Source organism: Paraburkholderia oxyphila NBRC 105797 (assembly GCF_000685075.1).
Classification (GTDB): domain Bacteria; phylum Pseudomonadota; class Gammaproteobacteria; order Burkholderiales; family Burkholderiaceae; genus Paraburkholderia; species Paraburkholderia oxyphila.
This window is the reverse complement of record NZ_BAYD01000030.1, coordinates 21,861-36,312: the sequence shown is the minus strand read 5'-3', so window position 1 is coordinate 36,312 and position 14,452 is coordinate 21,861. Positions and strand designations below refer to the sequence as shown.

12 protein-coding genes are annotated in these 14,452 nt (G+C 66.3%); 8 read left to right on the top strand and 4 right to left on the bottom strand.

Annotation, left to right across the window (positions count from 1 at the left end; all coding sequences use genetic code 11):
• The first annotated feature begins 330 nt into the window (after nt 1-330).
• The 3 genes from frc to BO1_RS19735 all read left to right on the top strand — a co-directional run bounded on the left by frc (nt 331) and on the right by BO1_RS19735 (nt 3,753).
• Nucleotides 331-1,578: a formyl-CoA transferase gene (gene frc / locus BO1_RS19745; RefSeq protein WP_028219030.1), complete on the top strand. Its 1,248-nt coding sequence runs from the start codon at nt 331-333 to the stop codon at nt 1,576-1,578.
• Between the two features lie 159 nt (nt 1,579-1,737).
• Nucleotides 1,738-2,571 carry a fumarylacetoacetate hydrolase family protein gene (locus tag BO1_RS51855; protein WP_043285516.1) on the top strand — a complete coding sequence of 278 codons (834 nt, stop codon included), beginning with the start codon at nt 1,738-1,740 and terminating at the stop codon, nt 2,569-2,571.
• Nucleotides 2,572-2,751: 180 nt separating this feature from the next.
• Nucleotides 2,752-3,753, top strand: a complete 1,002-nt coding sequence (locus tag BO1_RS19735; protein WP_028219029.1) for a hypothetical protein — start codon at nt 2,752-2,754, stop codon at nt 3,751-3,753.
• 140 nt (nt 3,754-3,893) lie between these two features.
• Here the strand turns inward: BO1_RS19735 and BO1_RS19730 are convergent, their stop codons facing one another.
• Nucleotides 3,894-4,838: a LysR family transcriptional regulator gene (locus tag BO1_RS19730; RefSeq protein WP_028219028.1), complete on the bottom strand. Its 945-nt coding sequence runs from the start codon at nt 4,836-4,838 to the stop codon at nt 3,894-3,896.
• Nucleotides 4,839-5,209: 371 nt separating this feature from the next.
• Between BO1_RS19730 and oxlT the strand changes: the two genes are divergently transcribed.
• Both oxlT and BO1_RS51850 read left to right on the top strand, forming a co-directional pair.
• Complete coding sequence (gene oxlT, locus BO1_RS19725; RefSeq protein WP_028219027.1) at nt 5,210-6,538, top strand: oxalate/formate MFS antiporter; 1,329 nt, start codon at nt 5,210-5,212, stop codon at nt 6,536-6,538.
• A 28-nt stretch (nt 6,539-6,566) separates the two neighbouring features.
• Entirely contained in the window at nt 6,567-7,610 is a 1,044-nt protein-coding gene (locus BO1_RS51850) for a LysR family transcriptional regulator (protein WP_063744694.1), read from the top strand.
• Between the two features lie 142 nt (nt 7,611-7,752).
• On the opposite strand, the gene BO1_RS19715 is transcribed toward BO1_RS51850, so the two are convergent.
• From BO1_RS19715 to gltS, 3 genes are all read right to left on the bottom strand, one after another.
• Nucleotides 7,753-8,730 (bottom strand): 2-dehydropantoate 2-reductase, encoded by a 978-nt coding sequence (locus BO1_RS19715; protein WP_028219026.1) that lies wholly within the window; start codon nt 8,728-8,730, stop codon nt 7,753-7,755.
• 177 nt (nt 8,731-8,907) lie between these two features.
• A complete protein-coding gene (locus BO1_RS19710) occupies nt 8,908-9,528 on the bottom strand; it encodes a LysE family translocator (protein WP_028219025.1) in 621 nt (206 codons plus the stop codon).
• Between the two features lie 109 nt (nt 9,529-9,637).
• A complete protein-coding gene (gene gltS / locus BO1_RS19705) occupies nt 9,638-10,885 on the bottom strand; it encodes a sodium/glutamate symporter (protein ID WP_028219024.1) in 1,248 nt (415 codons plus the stop codon).
• A 259-nt stretch (nt 10,886-11,144) separates the two neighbouring features.
• On the opposite strand from gltS, the gene BO1_RS19700 reads away from it, so the two are divergent.
• From BO1_RS19700 to BO1_RS19690, 3 genes are all read left to right on the top strand, one after another.
• Nucleotides 11,145-12,572: a DUF2252 domain-containing protein gene (locus BO1_RS19700; RefSeq protein ID WP_028219023.1), complete on the top strand. Its 1,428-nt coding sequence runs from the start codon at nt 11,145-11,147 to the stop codon at nt 12,570-12,572.
• A 17-nt stretch (nt 12,573-12,589) separates the two neighbouring features.
• The gene (locus tag BO1_RS19695; protein ID WP_028219022.1) at nt 12,590-13,474 is read left to right on the top strand and encodes a LysR family transcriptional regulator; all 885 of its coding nucleotides are present in this window, start codon (nt 12,590-12,592) and stop codon (nt 13,472-13,474) included.
• Nucleotides 13,475-13,559: 85 nt separating this feature from the next.
• Nucleotides 13,560-14,363 (top strand): SDR family oxidoreductase, encoded by an 804-nt coding sequence (locus BO1_RS19690; RefSeq protein WP_043285534.1) that lies wholly within the window; start codon nt 13,560-13,562, stop codon nt 14,361-14,363.
• Nucleotides 14,364-14,452 lie beyond the last annotated feature (89 nt).

Here is a 14,452-nt window from a genome sequence, read left to right as displayed (position 1 = left end):
GTGGCCCCGCGGGACTTTATGCGCATCAAGCTCGGCACCCGCATCCCGCACACTGAATCTGAAATATCTCGCGACGATCGACTCGGGGTTTTCCCTTCCCCGTTGTGTGGCAAGAACCCATAAATCCCGTCGAAGCCTTACCAGGTAGGGATTTCAGCTTGTTCGGCCTGTATTTGCACGCGGTAAATCCCCTCTTGCTTCGTTGTGATATATCACATACTGTATTGATCAAGGACGCAGCAAGACAGTAACCCGCGGACGCCCTGGCGTTCCCGCAGTCCACCGATTTTCGAAACTCGCCCGGCCACGACTAACCAAGGGAGACATGACATGGGCAAGGCACTGGATGGGGTGCGCATTCTCGATTTCACGCATGTCCAGTCGGGACCGACCTGCACGCAATTGCTTGCATGGTTCGGCGCCGACGTCATCAAGGTGGAGCGCGCCGGCGCCGGCGACATCACGCGCGAGCAACTGCGTGACCTCCCCGACGCGGACAGCCTGTACTTCACGATGCTCAATGGCAACAAGCGTTCGCTCACGCTCGACACGAAGAATCCGCAGGGCAAGCGCGTGCTCGAACGGATGATTCGCGACTGCGACGTGCTGGTCGAAAACTTCGCGCCCGGTGCGCTCGAGCGCATGGGCTTCAGCTGGGAGCACATCCAGGAACTCAACCCGCGCATGATCGTCGCTTCGGTGAAGGGCTTCGGCCCCGGGCCCTACGAGGACTGCAAGGTCTACGAGAACGTCGCGCAATGCGTGGGCGGCGCCGCCTCCACCACGGGCTTCGACGATGGTCCGCCGGTCGTCTCCGGCGCGCAGATCGGCGACAGCGGCACGGGCCTGCATCTCGCGCTCGGCATCGTCACGGCGCTGTATCAGCGCACCCACACCGGGCGCGGCCAGAAGGTGCTGGCCGCCATGCAGGACGGCGTGCTCAACCTGTGCCGCGTGAAGCTGCGCGACCAGCAGCGGCTCGAGCGCACCGGCGTCATGAAGGAGTATCCGCAATACCCGAACGACGGCTTCGGCGATGCGGTGCCGCGCGCGGGCAACGCCTCGGGCGGCGGCCAGCCGGGCTGGATTCTCAAGTGCAAGGGCTGGGAGACCGATCCGAACGCGTACATCTATTTCATCGCGCAGGCGCCCGTGTGGGACCGCATCTGCAAGCTGATCGGCCGCGAGGAATGGATCGACGACCCGCTCTACGCCACGCCCAATGCACGCTTGCCGCATCTGAAGGAGATCTTCGCCGAGATCGAGCGCTGGACCATGCATCGCACCAAGTTCGAAGTGATGGCCGTGCTCAATCGCCAGCACATTCCGTGCGGTCCGATTCTCTCGATGAAGGAGATCGCCGCCGACGAGTCGCTGCGCGCCACCGGCACCATCGTCGAGGTCGACCACCCCGTGCGCGGCAAGTACCTCACAGTCGGCAACCCGATCAAGCTCTCGGACAGCCCTACCGATGTGACACGCTCGCCGCTCCTCGGCGAGCACACGGACGAAGTGCTTGCCGAGTTCGGCTATAGCGATGCGGATATCCGCTCGCTGCGCGCTTCGGGTGCGATCTGAATGCCGCTGTGAGTTGCCACGCGTAGTGACGTGAAAAGCGGCACGCGAAAGATAGATGCGGGCGCAACGATGCGCCCGTGCCCATGAACGAGTGAATCTTTGAACCGATGGACCGCGCGGCACAGGCGTGCCGCGCGCCACGCAACGATGGAGCGAAGCATGGACACATGGATGCGCTTGATGGCGAATGACGGCAGTATCGTGTTCGGCCGCGTAGAAGACGGCTATCTGCATGAATACGAAGGGCTCGAGCAAGCGGTGCCCACGGGCGCGGTGCTCTCGCTGCGCACACTCGCGCCGCTTGCGCCGTGCGCGCCGGGCAAAGTGGTGGCGCTCTGGAATAACTTCCACGCGCTCGCGTTAAAGCTCGAGAAGCCGGTGCCCGAGCATCCGCTCTTTCTGATCAAGCCGGCGGAATCGGTGATTGGCTCGGGCGTGCCGATTCGGCGTCCTGCCCACTATGCGGGAAAAATCGTCTTCGAAGGCGAGCTTGGCATCGTGATCGGCAAGCGTTGCCGCAACGCGAGCCTCGCCGAGGCCGAGGACGCGATCTTCGGCTACACGATCGTCAACGATGTGACCGCTGCGGGCCTGCTCGCCGAAAATCCGCACTTCCCGCAATGGTGCCGCGCGAAAGGTTTCGATACTTTCTGTTGCCTGGGGCCCGCCATCGTCTCGGGCTTCGACTGGCGCAGCGCGCGCGTCGTCACGCGGCTCGATGGCGTGGAGCGGCAGAACTATCCGCTCGACGACATGGTGTTCACGCCCGCGCAGCAAGTGAGCCTGATTTCGCAGGACCTCACGCTCGAGCCGGGCGATGTGATCGCGTGCGGAACGTCGCTGGGCGTGGGCTCGATCGGCGATGGCGCGACGGTCGAGGTCTCCATCGAAGGCATTGGCACGCTGTCGAACGCGCTGGGGCCGAGACTGGACGGCGACGCGCAGGACCCGGCGGGCGCGGGCCGCGAGCGCCAGTCGGTCACGGTTGCATAGCGGGAAGACAAGCGGGAAGGCGTGCCGAAGCGGGGCGCGATGCACGGCGTGATGTACGGCGTGGTGCATCGCGCGACGAGACGGCCGATCGAGGGCGCAAAGGCAGCAGGCGCCGCAGCAGGCATACGAAGCTCGAACTGATGACGCGCGCGGCCTGAGCGCCGCGTGCGAGGAGGAGAGATGCCGGAGCAACTGGCGGGCGACCTGGTGTGGCTGGGTGGCGGCCTGGTGTTCGCGTGGCTGGTGTGTGCATTTGCACAATTGTCTGCGTTCGCTCCGGCATGGACGCTTCGCGCGCCGCGGCGCGCGAAGCCGCGCTGCAGGCGTGCGCGCGAGGCGAAGCCGCGTTCGCGCAACGCGCTCGCCATATCGTTCGCACTGCTCTTGACCGTGCCACCGGGTTTGCTGGCGGCGCTCGTTGCACATGTGCCCGATGCGCTCGCCGCCGCGGAATGCGGCGCGCTTGCCGGCTTGTGGCTGGGCGCACGGCGCGACCTCGCGAAGCGCGCACGGGCAATGGCCGCGGCGGGTTGCATGGTGGGTGCGGCCTCCATCTGCGTCGCGTTCGCCAGTTTTCTCCTGCTGCCTGAGTTGCCCGCATCCGGGCGCGCCGCGCTCTACATCACGGCGACGCTCGGCGCGGTGCTCTCAGGCGCCGCTGCGAACGCGCTCCTATGCGGTGCGCGCATGAGCGAGCGCAGCCGCTTGCCGCTCCGGCAGGGCGATCGTGTGGTCCATGCCGTTGCGTTCGCATTGTTCGCGATGCTGGGCTACGGTTTTGCGGCGGTGCGTATGGCCTCGGCCGAATTCGGGATCTCGGTGCTGGTGGCCGCCTGCGTGCTGGCCGCCGCGCTCGGCGTGCGTCTCATGGGCGGCGCGCGCCGACCTGCCGCGCCGCGTCCGGGCACCGTGCGCGCGACCGCCGGTGCGCAGGCCACTCCTTCGCAGATCACGTCCAAGCCGCCCGCGCGAGCTTACTTCGTGGGTGTGCCTCGTCAATGGCTCGTCGCGGCGGGTGGCCGTGACGCCCTCGAGCATGCGTGCTTCGACATCTGGCTCGCGGACTGCGACCCGCCCTGCGAAGCGCCGCGTGCATCGCATCATGCCTCGCAGGACTTGCCGCGCCGAAGGCGCAATCGAAGCCGCCATGGCGCGCTCCGGCAGCGCCAGGGGCCGCACTGAAGCAAGTCATTCAGATAGTCGGGGAAGCGCGCTGCATCGATTCGCACCCCTTGGCAACGCCGTCTGGCGCAACACTATCCGGCGGCGAGGGACGCGAAGGATCAACTACGCCTGATGCTTTTGCATCGACCCATCAAACCTTACTTATGTACTGTCAATTCTGACACCCGTGTAATGTTCTCGATGAGCTGCGCGCCCTCCTCGAGCAGGAAGCGCTTGAAGGCGAGTGCGACGGGCGGCAGGCGCTTGTTTTTGCGGTGTACGACGTACCAGTTGAGCATGACCGGAAAGCCTTCGACGTCGAGCACGGTGAGGTGCCCGACCTGCAATTCGAGGCTGATGGTATGCGCCGAGAGAAAGGCGATACCCATGCCCGCGATCACGGCCTGCTTGATCGTCTCGGTGCTCTGGATCTCCATCGCGATCTTCAGGTTCGTGATCTTGCCTGCGAAACCTTCCTCCATGGAATTCCACGTGTCCGAGCCGCGTTCGCGCACGATGAACGCTTCGTTCGCGAGCGTGCTGAGCTTGATGCTGCGTTTGTGGGCAAGCGGGTGCGTGGGCGCCGCCACGATCACGTAGGGGTGGGGGGCGAACGCTTCGTTGATGGCGTCGGTAGCGTGCGGTGGACGCACCATGACCGCGAGATCGGTCTGGTTGGTCGCGAGCTGTTGCAGCAATTGCTCGCGGTTGTATACCGAGAGATTGAGCTGCACGCCCTTGTAGCGGCGCGTGAATTCGGCGAGCAGGCGCGGAAAGAAGTAATCGCCCGCGCTGATCACGGCCACGTTCAGTTTGCCGCCCGAGACGCCCTTCAGCTGGCTCATGGCCTCGTCGACTTCATGGAACTGCTGAATGATCGAGCGGCTGTAGTGCAGCATCTCCGTGCCGGCAGGCGTGAGATAGATCTTCTTGCCGAGCTGCTCGAAGAGCGGCAGGCCCGCATGGTCTTCGAGCTGCCGGACCTGGGTGGAGACGGCCGGCTGCGTGAGATGAAGCTCCTCCGCCGCTCGCGAAAAACTGAGGTGGCGCGCCACGGTCTCGAAGACCTTCAACTGGCGCAGCGTGGCGTTTCGCATGGTCATGGCCGATCCATAAAGGATGCTGAATCAAGATAATAACAAACTTTAATTATTAGTAATCGAGTAATCACCCTAACATGATTTGAAAGCCGTTCGAATGCCGTGTGTTGGCGTGCGGGTTAACGCCTGGAAAAGGCGCTTTTCAGCGGGAAAACCCGTACCAGAAAGCCCGACGGATGGGCTTCTCAAGCACTCCATGAATGAATCGAATGAAAGTGGAATTACGAGTTCTCATTCGAATTGTCGTGAGCCGGATCGAATAAGAAAGAGCATTAAAAGAGGGCGGACTCAGGATCATAAGTCGATATCTATGCATGCCGGCAAAGCGGCTGCAATCCGTGAATGGATAGTGGAAACCAGTGGAGACAAGCGGGATGAATGCAATCAGTCAGAGGAGCGAGGGCGGTCCGTTCTGGACGAACCGCTGGAGTCAACTGGTGGTGGGCATGCTATGCATGGCGCTCGTTGCCAATCTGCAGTACGCGTGGACGCTGTTCGTCGCGCCCATGAACGCACGCCATCACTGGGGAGAAGCGTCCATTCAACTGGCGTTCTCGATCTTCATCCTGACTGAAACCTGGCTCGTCCCCATCGAAGGCTGGCTCGTCGACAAGTTCGGCCCGCGCCCCGTCGTCATGGGCGGCGCCGTCTGTGCGGGCCTGGCATGGGTGCTTTATTCGTATGCCACGACGCTGCCGATGCTCTACGCGGGATCGGTGCTCGCGGGCGTGGGCGCGGGCGGCGTGTACGGCACCTGCGTGGGCAATGCGCTCAAGTGGTTCCCGGATCGCCGCGGCCTGGCAGCGGGTCTGACGGCAGCGGGATTCGGCGCGGGCGCTGCTGTCACCGTGATTCCAATTGCGAACATGATCACGCGCTCGGGCTACGAGCACACGTTCCTCGTCTTCGGCATGCTGCAGGGCGTTGCGATCCTCGTGCTCGCGCTGCTGCTCGTGAAGCCTGTGCCGCGCGCCGCGATGGCGGCGGGCCGCCGTCTCGTCACGCGCATCGACTACACGCCGGGGCAGATGGTCAGGCAACCCGTGTTCTGGGTCATCTATCTGGCGTTCGTTGCCGTCGCCGCGGGCGGCTTGATGGCGACCGCGCAGATCGGCCCGATCGCGAAGGACTGGGGCCTCGCACGCCTGCCGATGACCGTGTTCGGCGCGACGCTGCCGCTGCTCACGCTCACGCTGTCGATCGACAACGTCTGCAACGGCTTCACGCGGCCGCTGTGCGGCTTCATTTCCGACAAGATCGGCCGCGAGAACGCCATGTTCTTCATCTTCGTGGGCGAAGGCCTCGCGCTGCTCGGCATGATGCAGTACGGCACGAACCCGTATGCGTTCATCACGTTCGCCGCGCTCATCTTCCTGTTCTGGGGCGAGATCTTCTCGATCTTCCCGGCGATCTGCGCCGACACCTTCGGCAGCAAGTACGCCGCCGCCAACGCGGGCACGCTCTATACCGCGAAGGGCACGGCCGCGCTGCTCGTGCCGGTGGCCTCCGTGCTCTCGGCCACGGGCGGCTGGAGCGCCGTGTTCGTTGCGGCTGCCGTCATCACGATCGCGGCGGGCGTGAGCGCCAAGTTCATCCTGGCGCCCATGCGCCAACGCCTGATCGAGCGCAGCGACGAACACGGCGCCGTGCCCGCGGCGAATCCGGCCGGCCTGCAGCCGTGGCCCAAGCAGGCGGGTGAATGAGCCGCGCGCCAGGGGAACAGGCCCGACCATGTCGATGAACGTTTCGCTCCAGCAACTCAAGGTCTTCGTCGCGGTGGCGCGCGAGCGCAGTTTCACGCGCGCCGCGCGCGAATTCGGGCTCACGCAGTCGGCGGTCAGCCGCTGCGTGCGCGATCTCGAAGAGGCCATCGATCTGAAGCTCTTCGATCGCACCACGCGCCAGGTCGAGCTCACGCTCGCGGGCAGCGGTTTCGAGCGGCGCATCGGGCGACTGCTCGACGAAATCGACATGGTGTTGAACGAAGGCCGCGACGCGCATCAGGCGTATAGCGGCGTCGTGCTCGTGGCGAGCAATCCCGCGCTTTCGTCGGGCTGGGTCCCCGCCGCGTTCGCGCGCTGTGCCGCGGCGTTTCCCTCGCTCGCGCTGCAATTGCGCGACTTGCCGCAAGACGCGGTCTTGCAGGCCGTCGAGCAGGGCGAGGCCGATTTTGGCGTGATTGCGCAAGCCTTGCCGTTCGCGAGCGCGAACCTCGAGGTGCAGCCGCTCGCCGCCGCGCCGTTGTGCGCGGTGCTGCCCTCGCATCATCCGCTCGCGCTGCAGGGCGCGCTGCGCTGGGACGATCTCGCGCGCGAGCCGCTCGTCACGCTCAATCGCGAGGCGGGCTGCCGTGGCGTGGTCATGCGCGTGCTCGAGGGGCTGCGGCCCGAAGGGCGACCCGTGCAGGAGCTCGCCCACGTCGAGGGCGTTGCGCGCATGGCGCAGCTGGGGATGGGCATCGGCATCCTGCCCATCAGTGGCGACAGCGGCGGCACGCGTGCGACGCAGGGCGATGCGGCGGGCGCGGCGTGCCATTGGCCCATGCCGGCGGGGCCGCTCGTCGCGCGCGTGTTGCATCCCGTCGTGATGGTGAGCACGATGCTCGTGAGGCGGCGCACGCGTTCATTGCGTCCTTGCGCGCAAGCGGCGTGGTCCCAGTTCGCCGCGGACGGGCACGCTGAGACGGACGCCGATGCCAATGGCCCGACAAACCACGATGCGCACGTAGCGGACGGCGTCCAGCGTGATGCCCCCGCGTTGGTGCGTATCGGCTGATCCCGTCCGGCTGATTGTCGACGACCATTCGCGCAATACTCGAGCGCGTTTTTTTTCCCTCTTCCGCGAAGCAAAAAACTGGCGGTAAATGCAAAACGGGCCGCGCTTTCACGCGGCCCGATTGACCACTTGCTGCCTGCTTTCAGGCTGCCAGCTGCGCCATCCGTTCGCGCTGCTTCACGAGTGCGAGCACGGTGTCGATGGCGGGCGTGGCCTCGCCCACGAGTTGCCCCATCTCCTGCACGACGGTCAGGAGCGGATCGATCTCCATCGGCCTGCGCTGTTCCAGATCGACGAGCATCGAAGTCTTGTGCGCGCCCACCGCGCCCGCGCCGTCGATGCGCCGCTCCACGTCCACGCGGAAATGCACCCCGAACTGCTTGGCAATGCGCTGCGCTTCGAGCATCATCGTGCGCGCGACGGCGCGCGTGGCCGGGTCCTCCGTGATGACGTCGAGCGTCGCGTGCGTGAGCGCGCTGATTGGATTGAAGCAGAGATTGCCCCACAGCTTGAGCCAGATCTCGTCGCGAATGTTCTCGCGGATCGGCGCGTCGAAGCCGGCCGCCGTCATGGCTTCGTGCAGCTGCACGATGCGCGAGGTGCGCTCGCCCGAGGGCTCGCCGATGGGAAACTTCTTGCCGTACACGTGACGGATCACGCCCGGCTCGTCGATCTCGGCGGCGGGGTAGAGCACGCAGCCAATCGCGCGCTCGGGCCCGAGACGCGTCCATTGCGAGCCGTCCGGGTCGATGCTGTCGAGCCGCGAGCCTTCGAACTTGCCGCCGTGGCGGTGGAAGTACCAGTAGGGAATGCCATTGGTGCCCGTCACGATGGCGGTGTGCTTGCCGATCAGCGGCTGCATCGCGTCGATCACGCCCGCCACCGAATGCGCCTTGAGCGTGATGATCACCACGTCCTGCACGCCCAGCTCGCGCGGATCGTTCGTACAACGGACCTTCGCGACGTATTCCTGGCCGTCCATCAAGAGGCGCGCGCCGCGCTCGCGCATCGCGGCCAGATGCGGGCCGCGCGCGACGAAGCTCACGTCGGCGCCCGCGCGGGCCAGTTGCACGCCCATCATGCCGCCGATGGCGCCCGCTCCAAAGATGCAGATCTTCATATGGATTCCCCAATGACGTTGAAAACCGCGTGTCCGCATTGGCGATGCGGACGATGGTTCGAGCATAGGGGCTGCCGTCGATTAACGACAGTTAAAGTTTCTCGGCTGAATCATCAGGAATACGTTATGAACTACGTGTTTTCCCGATGTGCTGAGAGACGAAGAAAAGGCGAGGGATCAGGCGCGGCGCACGAGCAGGAAGCTCAGGCCGATGACGCCCAGAAACGCGCCGCACGCGCGGTTGAACCAGCGGCGCACGCTCGCGCGCGTGAGCCAGCGCCCGAGGTACATGCCGGCGAGCGAGTAGAGCGCGATGGCGACGCATTCGAGCACGAGGAAGCTCGCGCCCAGCACGCCGAACTGCGGCAGCATCGGCTTGGCGACATTGACGAATTGCGGCAGGAACGCGGTGAACACGAGAATCGCCTTCGGGTTGCCCGCCGCCACGAGGCATTCGCGCTGTGCGATGCGCGCGAGGGTGACGTCGTCGTCGAGCTTCATCCCGATCGGGGCGGCGTCGCTGCGCCAGAGCTGCACGGCGAGCCACACGAGATAGGCCGCGCCCGCGAGCTTGATGGCGAAGAACACGGCCTCCGAGGCGCGCAGCACGAATGCGAGACCGGTGGCCGCGAGCGCGATCATTGCGGCGAAGGCGACCAGCCGGCCCGTGCCGCCCACCAGTGCGCGCATGAAGCCGTGGCGCGCGGCCACGTTGATCGACAGCAGGTTGTTCGGCCCGGGCGCCATGTTCAGCGCGAAGCAGGCGGGCAGGAAAAAGAGCCAGGCGGTGAGGGACATGTTCGTACTCGATGCAGTGCAGCGCGCGGGGGGGCGCATCGCGCGATTTTAGCGCGAAGTCCAGCCGCTACGGATCAGCGGACCCGTGCGCGAGGCCGCCCAGTGAAACTCAGTGAAAAATGGGCAGCGCGAGAAACAACTTGATGACGATGGCGTTGGCGATGTCGATGAAGAACGCCGCTACCATCGGCACGACCAGAAACGCGAGATGCGAGTGGCCGAAGCGCGCGGTCACCGCCTGCATGTTGGCGATGGCGGTGGGCGTCGCGCCGAGTCCGAAGCCGCAATGGCCTGCCGAGAGCACGACGGCGTCGTAGTTCGAGCCCATCACGCGGAAGGTGACGAAGCTCGCGTAGAGCACCATCAGCACGACCTGCGCGACGAGGATCGTGAACACCGGCAACGCGAGCGCGGCGAGGTCCCACAGGCGCAGGGTCATGAGCGCCATCGCGAGAAAGAGCGCGAGGCTCACATTGCCGATCAGCGCCACGGCATGCTCGATCGCGGGCAGGCCGAGCACGGCCAGGCCATTGGCGAGCAGCACCGCCACGAACAGCACGCACACGAAGGCGGGCAGCTCGAATGCCGTGCCCGTGAGCCAGCCCGCGAGCACGTTGCCGGCGGCGAGGCTGATGGCAATCAGCGTGAGCGTTTCGATGAAGGCGGCGGCGGTGGTCGGCTGCTCGGCCTGCGGTTCTTCGAACGCCTGCGGGGCGGCCTGGGCGGCGGGAGCATGGTGTTCGCCATCGGCATCGACATCGACTGCGGCCGCGCGCGCCGCTGCCGCTTCGCTGCGTCCGAGGCGCTTGACGAGCCGCTGCGCGACGGGGCCGCCGAGGATGCCGCCCATCACGAGCCCGAACGTCGCGCAGGCGATGGCGGCCTCGGTCGCCGACTGCAGCCCGTGGCGCTCCGTGAAGACCTTGCCCCACGCCGCGCCGGTGCCGTGTCCGCCCGAGAGCGCGACCGAGCCGCCCAGCAGACCGAAGAGCGGGTCGACACCCAGCGCGTACGCCAGCCCGATGCCGACCGCGTTCTGCAGCAGGAGCAACCCGACCACCACGGCAAGGAAGCGCGCGAGCATGGGCCCGCCGGACTTCAGGCTCGCGAGCCTGGCGTTCAGTCCGATGGTCGCGAAGAACGCGAGCATGAGCGGCGTTTGCAGCGAGACGTCGAAGCGCACGTCGACGTGCGCGAACGAATGCAGGCCGAACACGGCGAGCGCGGCCACGAGGCCGCCCGCCACCGGCTCGGGAATCGTCCATTTGCGCAGCAGCGGCAGCGCGGCCACGAGGCGGTTGCCGAGCAACAGCACGAGCGACGCGGCGACGAGTGTTCCGTAGACATCGACGTTCATGGTGACCTCGTAATGCGGTGAGGACCGGGCCCGGACGCATCCCCGGGGCGCTACCCGCCCATCGTGTTGACGGGTGGCGTCCAGAGCGCACGGTACATGAGCGGCGCACGCCGTGCGCGCTCACTGCGCGGGCGACCTGCCGGCTTGCACAAAAAGGGGCCGCACGCTTAAATATGATCGGCGCGTCAGGCTATCCTTGCAAGCCAATGCGGAGTGCATTACGAGCATCCACGAACATCCTCGAGAAATGGAGCCGTTCATGAATGGAAGGACCGTAGCAGAACGCGAGGCGGCCGGCCGCGCCGCGCGCGAGCGCGCGAAGCGCTCGAGCCACAGGCAGGTGGGCGAGTTGCAGCGCGATCCGGTCGCGCTGCTCAAGCAGAACAGCGAGGGGCGCGTGCCCAGCCTCGTGCCGCTGCGCTACGGGCGCATGATCGTCTCGCCCTTCACGTTCTTTCGCGGCAGCGCGATCCTGCAGGCCCACGATCTCGCCCAGGTGCAGAACACGGGCATGGTCATGCAGATTTGCGGCGACGGCCATCTGCTCAACTTCGGCGGCTTCGCCACGCCCGAGCGCCAGCTCGTGTTCGATCTGAACGACTTCGACGAAGTGGCGCCCGGTCCCTGGGAGTGGGATCTCAAACGGCTCGTCGCGAGTCTCGTGGTGGCGGCGCGGCACATGCGCTACTCGCGCGGCGTGGCCGAAGACCTCGTGATGACGGCCGTGACCACCTATCGCGACCGCATGCGCCAGTATGCGGAATTCGGCGCGCTGGAACTCTGGTACGACAAGATCACGTTCGACCGCATGGTGGAGACTGCACTCACACCCGAGGGCCGCCGCCTGATTCGCCGCGGCATGGAGAAGGCCGCGGGCCGCACGCACGAGAGCATGCTCGAAAAGCTCGCCTTTCGCGACGAGCGCGAAGGCAAAGCCAACACGCACTGGACGATCCGCGACGCGCCGCCCGCGCTCTTTCACGTGCACGGCCCGAATTCGCTTTACGAGCACGAGGACAACTGGCTGACGCACGGCGACTGGCGCTCGATGATCACGCCGACCTACGAGGCCTATCTGAAGACGCTCGCGCCCGACCGCCGCGAGCTGCTCGATCACTTCGAGATCCAGGATCTCGTTTTCAAGGTGGTGGGCGTGGGCAGCGTGGGCACGCGCTGCCTCGTCATGCTGCTCGTCGATCACCACGGCAAGCCGCTCTTCCTGCAGTTGAAGGAAGCGCGCCAATCCGTGATTTCCCAGTACTTCAAATCGCCCGCTTTCAAGCACGAGGGCGCGCGCGTGGTGCAGGGGCAGCGCCTGCTGCAGGCCGCGAGCGATCTCTTCCTCGGCTGGTCCACGGGGCCTTCGGGGCGCCACTTCTACTTCCGCCAGTTGCGCGACATGAAGCTCTCGGTGGACCTCGAGTTGCTCGACAGCACGCTGCTCGCGGGCTACGCGCGCATGTGCGGCTGGGCGATGGCGCGCGCGCATGCGAAGTCGGGCAATGCGGCTATCGAGATCGCTGCGTATATCGGGCGCGGCGACCCGTTCGCCGAGGCGCTCGCGGGCTATGCGGCCAGCTACGCGGATCAGGTGGAGCGCGACTACGAGGCGTTCATCAAGGCCGCGCGCAGCGGTGAGATCGTGGCGCGCAGCGACGAGGACATGGCCGCCGATTTCCGCATCTGATTTTGCGTTCGCGTCTCATGCGTCTACGTCATATTGAAGTCTTCCACGCGATCATGCGCACGGGCTCGCTCTCGAAGGCCGCCGAGCTCCTGTGCGTCTCGCAGCCCGCCGTGAGCAAGGTGCTCGCGCATGCCGAGCGACGCGCGGGCCTGAAGCTGTTCGCGCGCACGCACGGCCGCCTGCAGCCCACGCGCGAAGCCGAATTGCTGTTCGCCGAAACGCAGAAGCTCCAGTCGAGCCTCGACAGCATTCGCGACCTCGCGCGCAATCTCGCGCTGCATCCGCAAGGACTGCTGCGCATCGGCTGTCTGCCCAGCCTCGGGCTCAGTCTCATTCCGCAGGCCGTGCAGGCGTTTCGCGCGAGCTACCCGGCCGTTTCGCTCAAGGTTCAGACGCGCCATACGGCCGAGCTGCTCAACGCCTTGCTCACACGGGAGCTGGACGTGGGCGTCGCACTCAACCCGCCCGCGCGGCCCGGCATCGAAGCGCTCGAACTCGGCCGCACGGCCGTGGTGTGCGTGGCGCCGCCCGACGATCCCACGCCCGCCGACGTGCCGCTCGCGCTGCAGGAATTCGTCGATGGCGACTGGATCAGCATCGGCAATGTCGACCCGCTGGGCGAGACCATCGGCCATCTGCTCGAGACGCAGGGCGTGGATGGGCGGCTTGCCGCCGTCGAGGCGCAGACCTGGTACGTGGCGCGCTCGCTGGCGGCGCGCGGCATCGGGCGCGTGCTGCTCGACGAGATCACCGCGAGGAGCGCGGGCGAGCCGGTCGCGATCCGCCGCGTGGAGCCGGAGCTGACCGTGGGCGTGTTCGCGGTATGGCGCGACGGCGGCATGGATTCGCAGGCGGGCAGCGCGTTCGTGGACGTGTTGCGCGCGATGCTGGCGGCGCGCTGAGCGCACATTGCAAATCGCCCATCGCGCCAGGGCAACGACTTGTACGATGGAATCGATTGAAACTGATCGCAACGAGGCAGACATCATGACAGAAGCGAATCGAAACGAAGGCGCGGCAACGGGTACGGCCGCGCATCCCGCGCGCAAAGTGGCGCTCGTGACCGGCGCGGGCAGCGGCATCGGGCGCGCCTGTGCGCGCAAGCTGCTGGCGAACGGCTATGCCGTGGTGCTCACGGGCCGGCGCGCCGAGCCGCTCGAGACGCTCGCCGCCGAGGCGCGCGCGGCCGGCCAGGAGGCGCTGGCCGTGCCGTGCGATGTCGCGGATGCCGCCTCGGTGGACGCGCTCTTCGAGAGCGTGCAGACGCACTATGGGCGGCTGGACCTGCTGTTCAACAACGCGGGCCGCAGCGCGAAGGCGGTCGAGATTGACGAGCTTTCCGTCGACGACTGGCGCGCCGTGGTCGACACGAATCTCACCGGCGTGTTCCTGTGCACGCGCGCGGCGTTCGCGCTGATGAAGCGCCAGAGCCCGCGCGGCGGCCGCATCATCAACAACGGCTCGATCTCGGCGCACGCGCCGCGGCCGTTCAGCATCGCGTACACGGCCACCAAGCACGCGATTACGGGCCTCACGAAGTCGGTGTCGCTCGACGGGCGGCGCCACGACATCGCGTGCGGCCAGATCGACATCGGCAACGCGGCCACCGAGATGGCCGAGCGCATGGCGCGCGGCGTGCCGCAGGCGAACGGCGAGATCGCCGTCGAGCCGCTGATGGACGTCGAGCTCGTCGCCGATGCGGTCCTGCACATGGCGCAGCTGCCGCTCGAGGCGAACGTGCAGTTCATGACGATCATGGCGACCAAGATGCCGTTCGTGGGGCGCGGCTGATCCCGGCGCGGGGCGCGCGAAGGATCGGGACGCCGCCTTACCGCGACGATTTGCGTTTTACGCGCGTCACGCACCGTGGCGCGCGGTGT

Excerpts from the sequence above, each read along its gene's own strand:
- BO1_RS19715 (WP_028219026.1), bottom strand. The coding sequence starts at position 8,730 with ATGAAGATCTGCATCTTTGGAGCGGGCGCCATCGGCGGCATGATGGGC.
- BO1_RS19690 (WP_043285534.1), top strand. The coding sequence starts at position 13,560 with ATGACAGAAGCGAATCGAAACGAAGGCGCGGCAACGGGTACGGCCGCG.
- gltS (WP_028219024.1), bottom strand. The coding sequence starts at position 10,885 with ATGAACGTCGATGTCTACGGAACACTCGTCGCCGCGTCGCTCGTGCTG.
- oxlT (WP_028219027.1), top strand. The coding sequence starts at position 5,210 with ATGAATGCAATCAGTCAGAGGAGCGAGGGCGGTCCGTTCTGGACGAAC.
- BO1_RS51855 (WP_043285516.1), top strand. The coding sequence starts at position 1,738 with ATGGACACATGGATGCGCTTGATGGCGAATGACGGCAGTATCGTGTTC.
- BO1_RS51850 (WP_063744694.1), top strand. The coding sequence starts at position 6,567 with ATGTCGATGAACGTTTCGCTCCAGCAACTCAAGGTCTTCGTCGCGGTG.
- frc (WP_028219030.1), top strand. The coding sequence starts at position 331 with ATGGGCAAGGCACTGGATGGGGTGCGCATTCTCGATTTCACGCATGTC.
- BO1_RS19700 (WP_028219023.1), top strand. The coding sequence starts at position 11,145 with ATGAATGGAAGGACCGTAGCAGAACGCGAGGCGGCCGGCCGCGCCGCG.
- BO1_RS19710 (WP_028219025.1), bottom strand. The coding sequence starts at position 9,528 with ATGTCCCTCACCGCCTGGCTCTTTTTCCTGCCCGCCTGCTTCGCGCTG.
- BO1_RS19730 (WP_028219028.1), bottom strand. The coding sequence starts at position 4,838 with ATGACCATGCGAAACGCCACGCTGCGCCAGTTGAAGGTCTTCGAGACC.
- BO1_RS19735 (WP_028219029.1), top strand. The coding sequence starts at position 2,752 with ATGCCGGAGCAACTGGCGGGCGACCTGGTGTGGCTGGGTGGCGGCCTG.
- BO1_RS19695 (WP_028219022.1), top strand. The coding sequence starts at position 12,590 with ATGCGTCTACGTCATATTGAAGTCTTCCACGCGATCATGCGCACGGGC.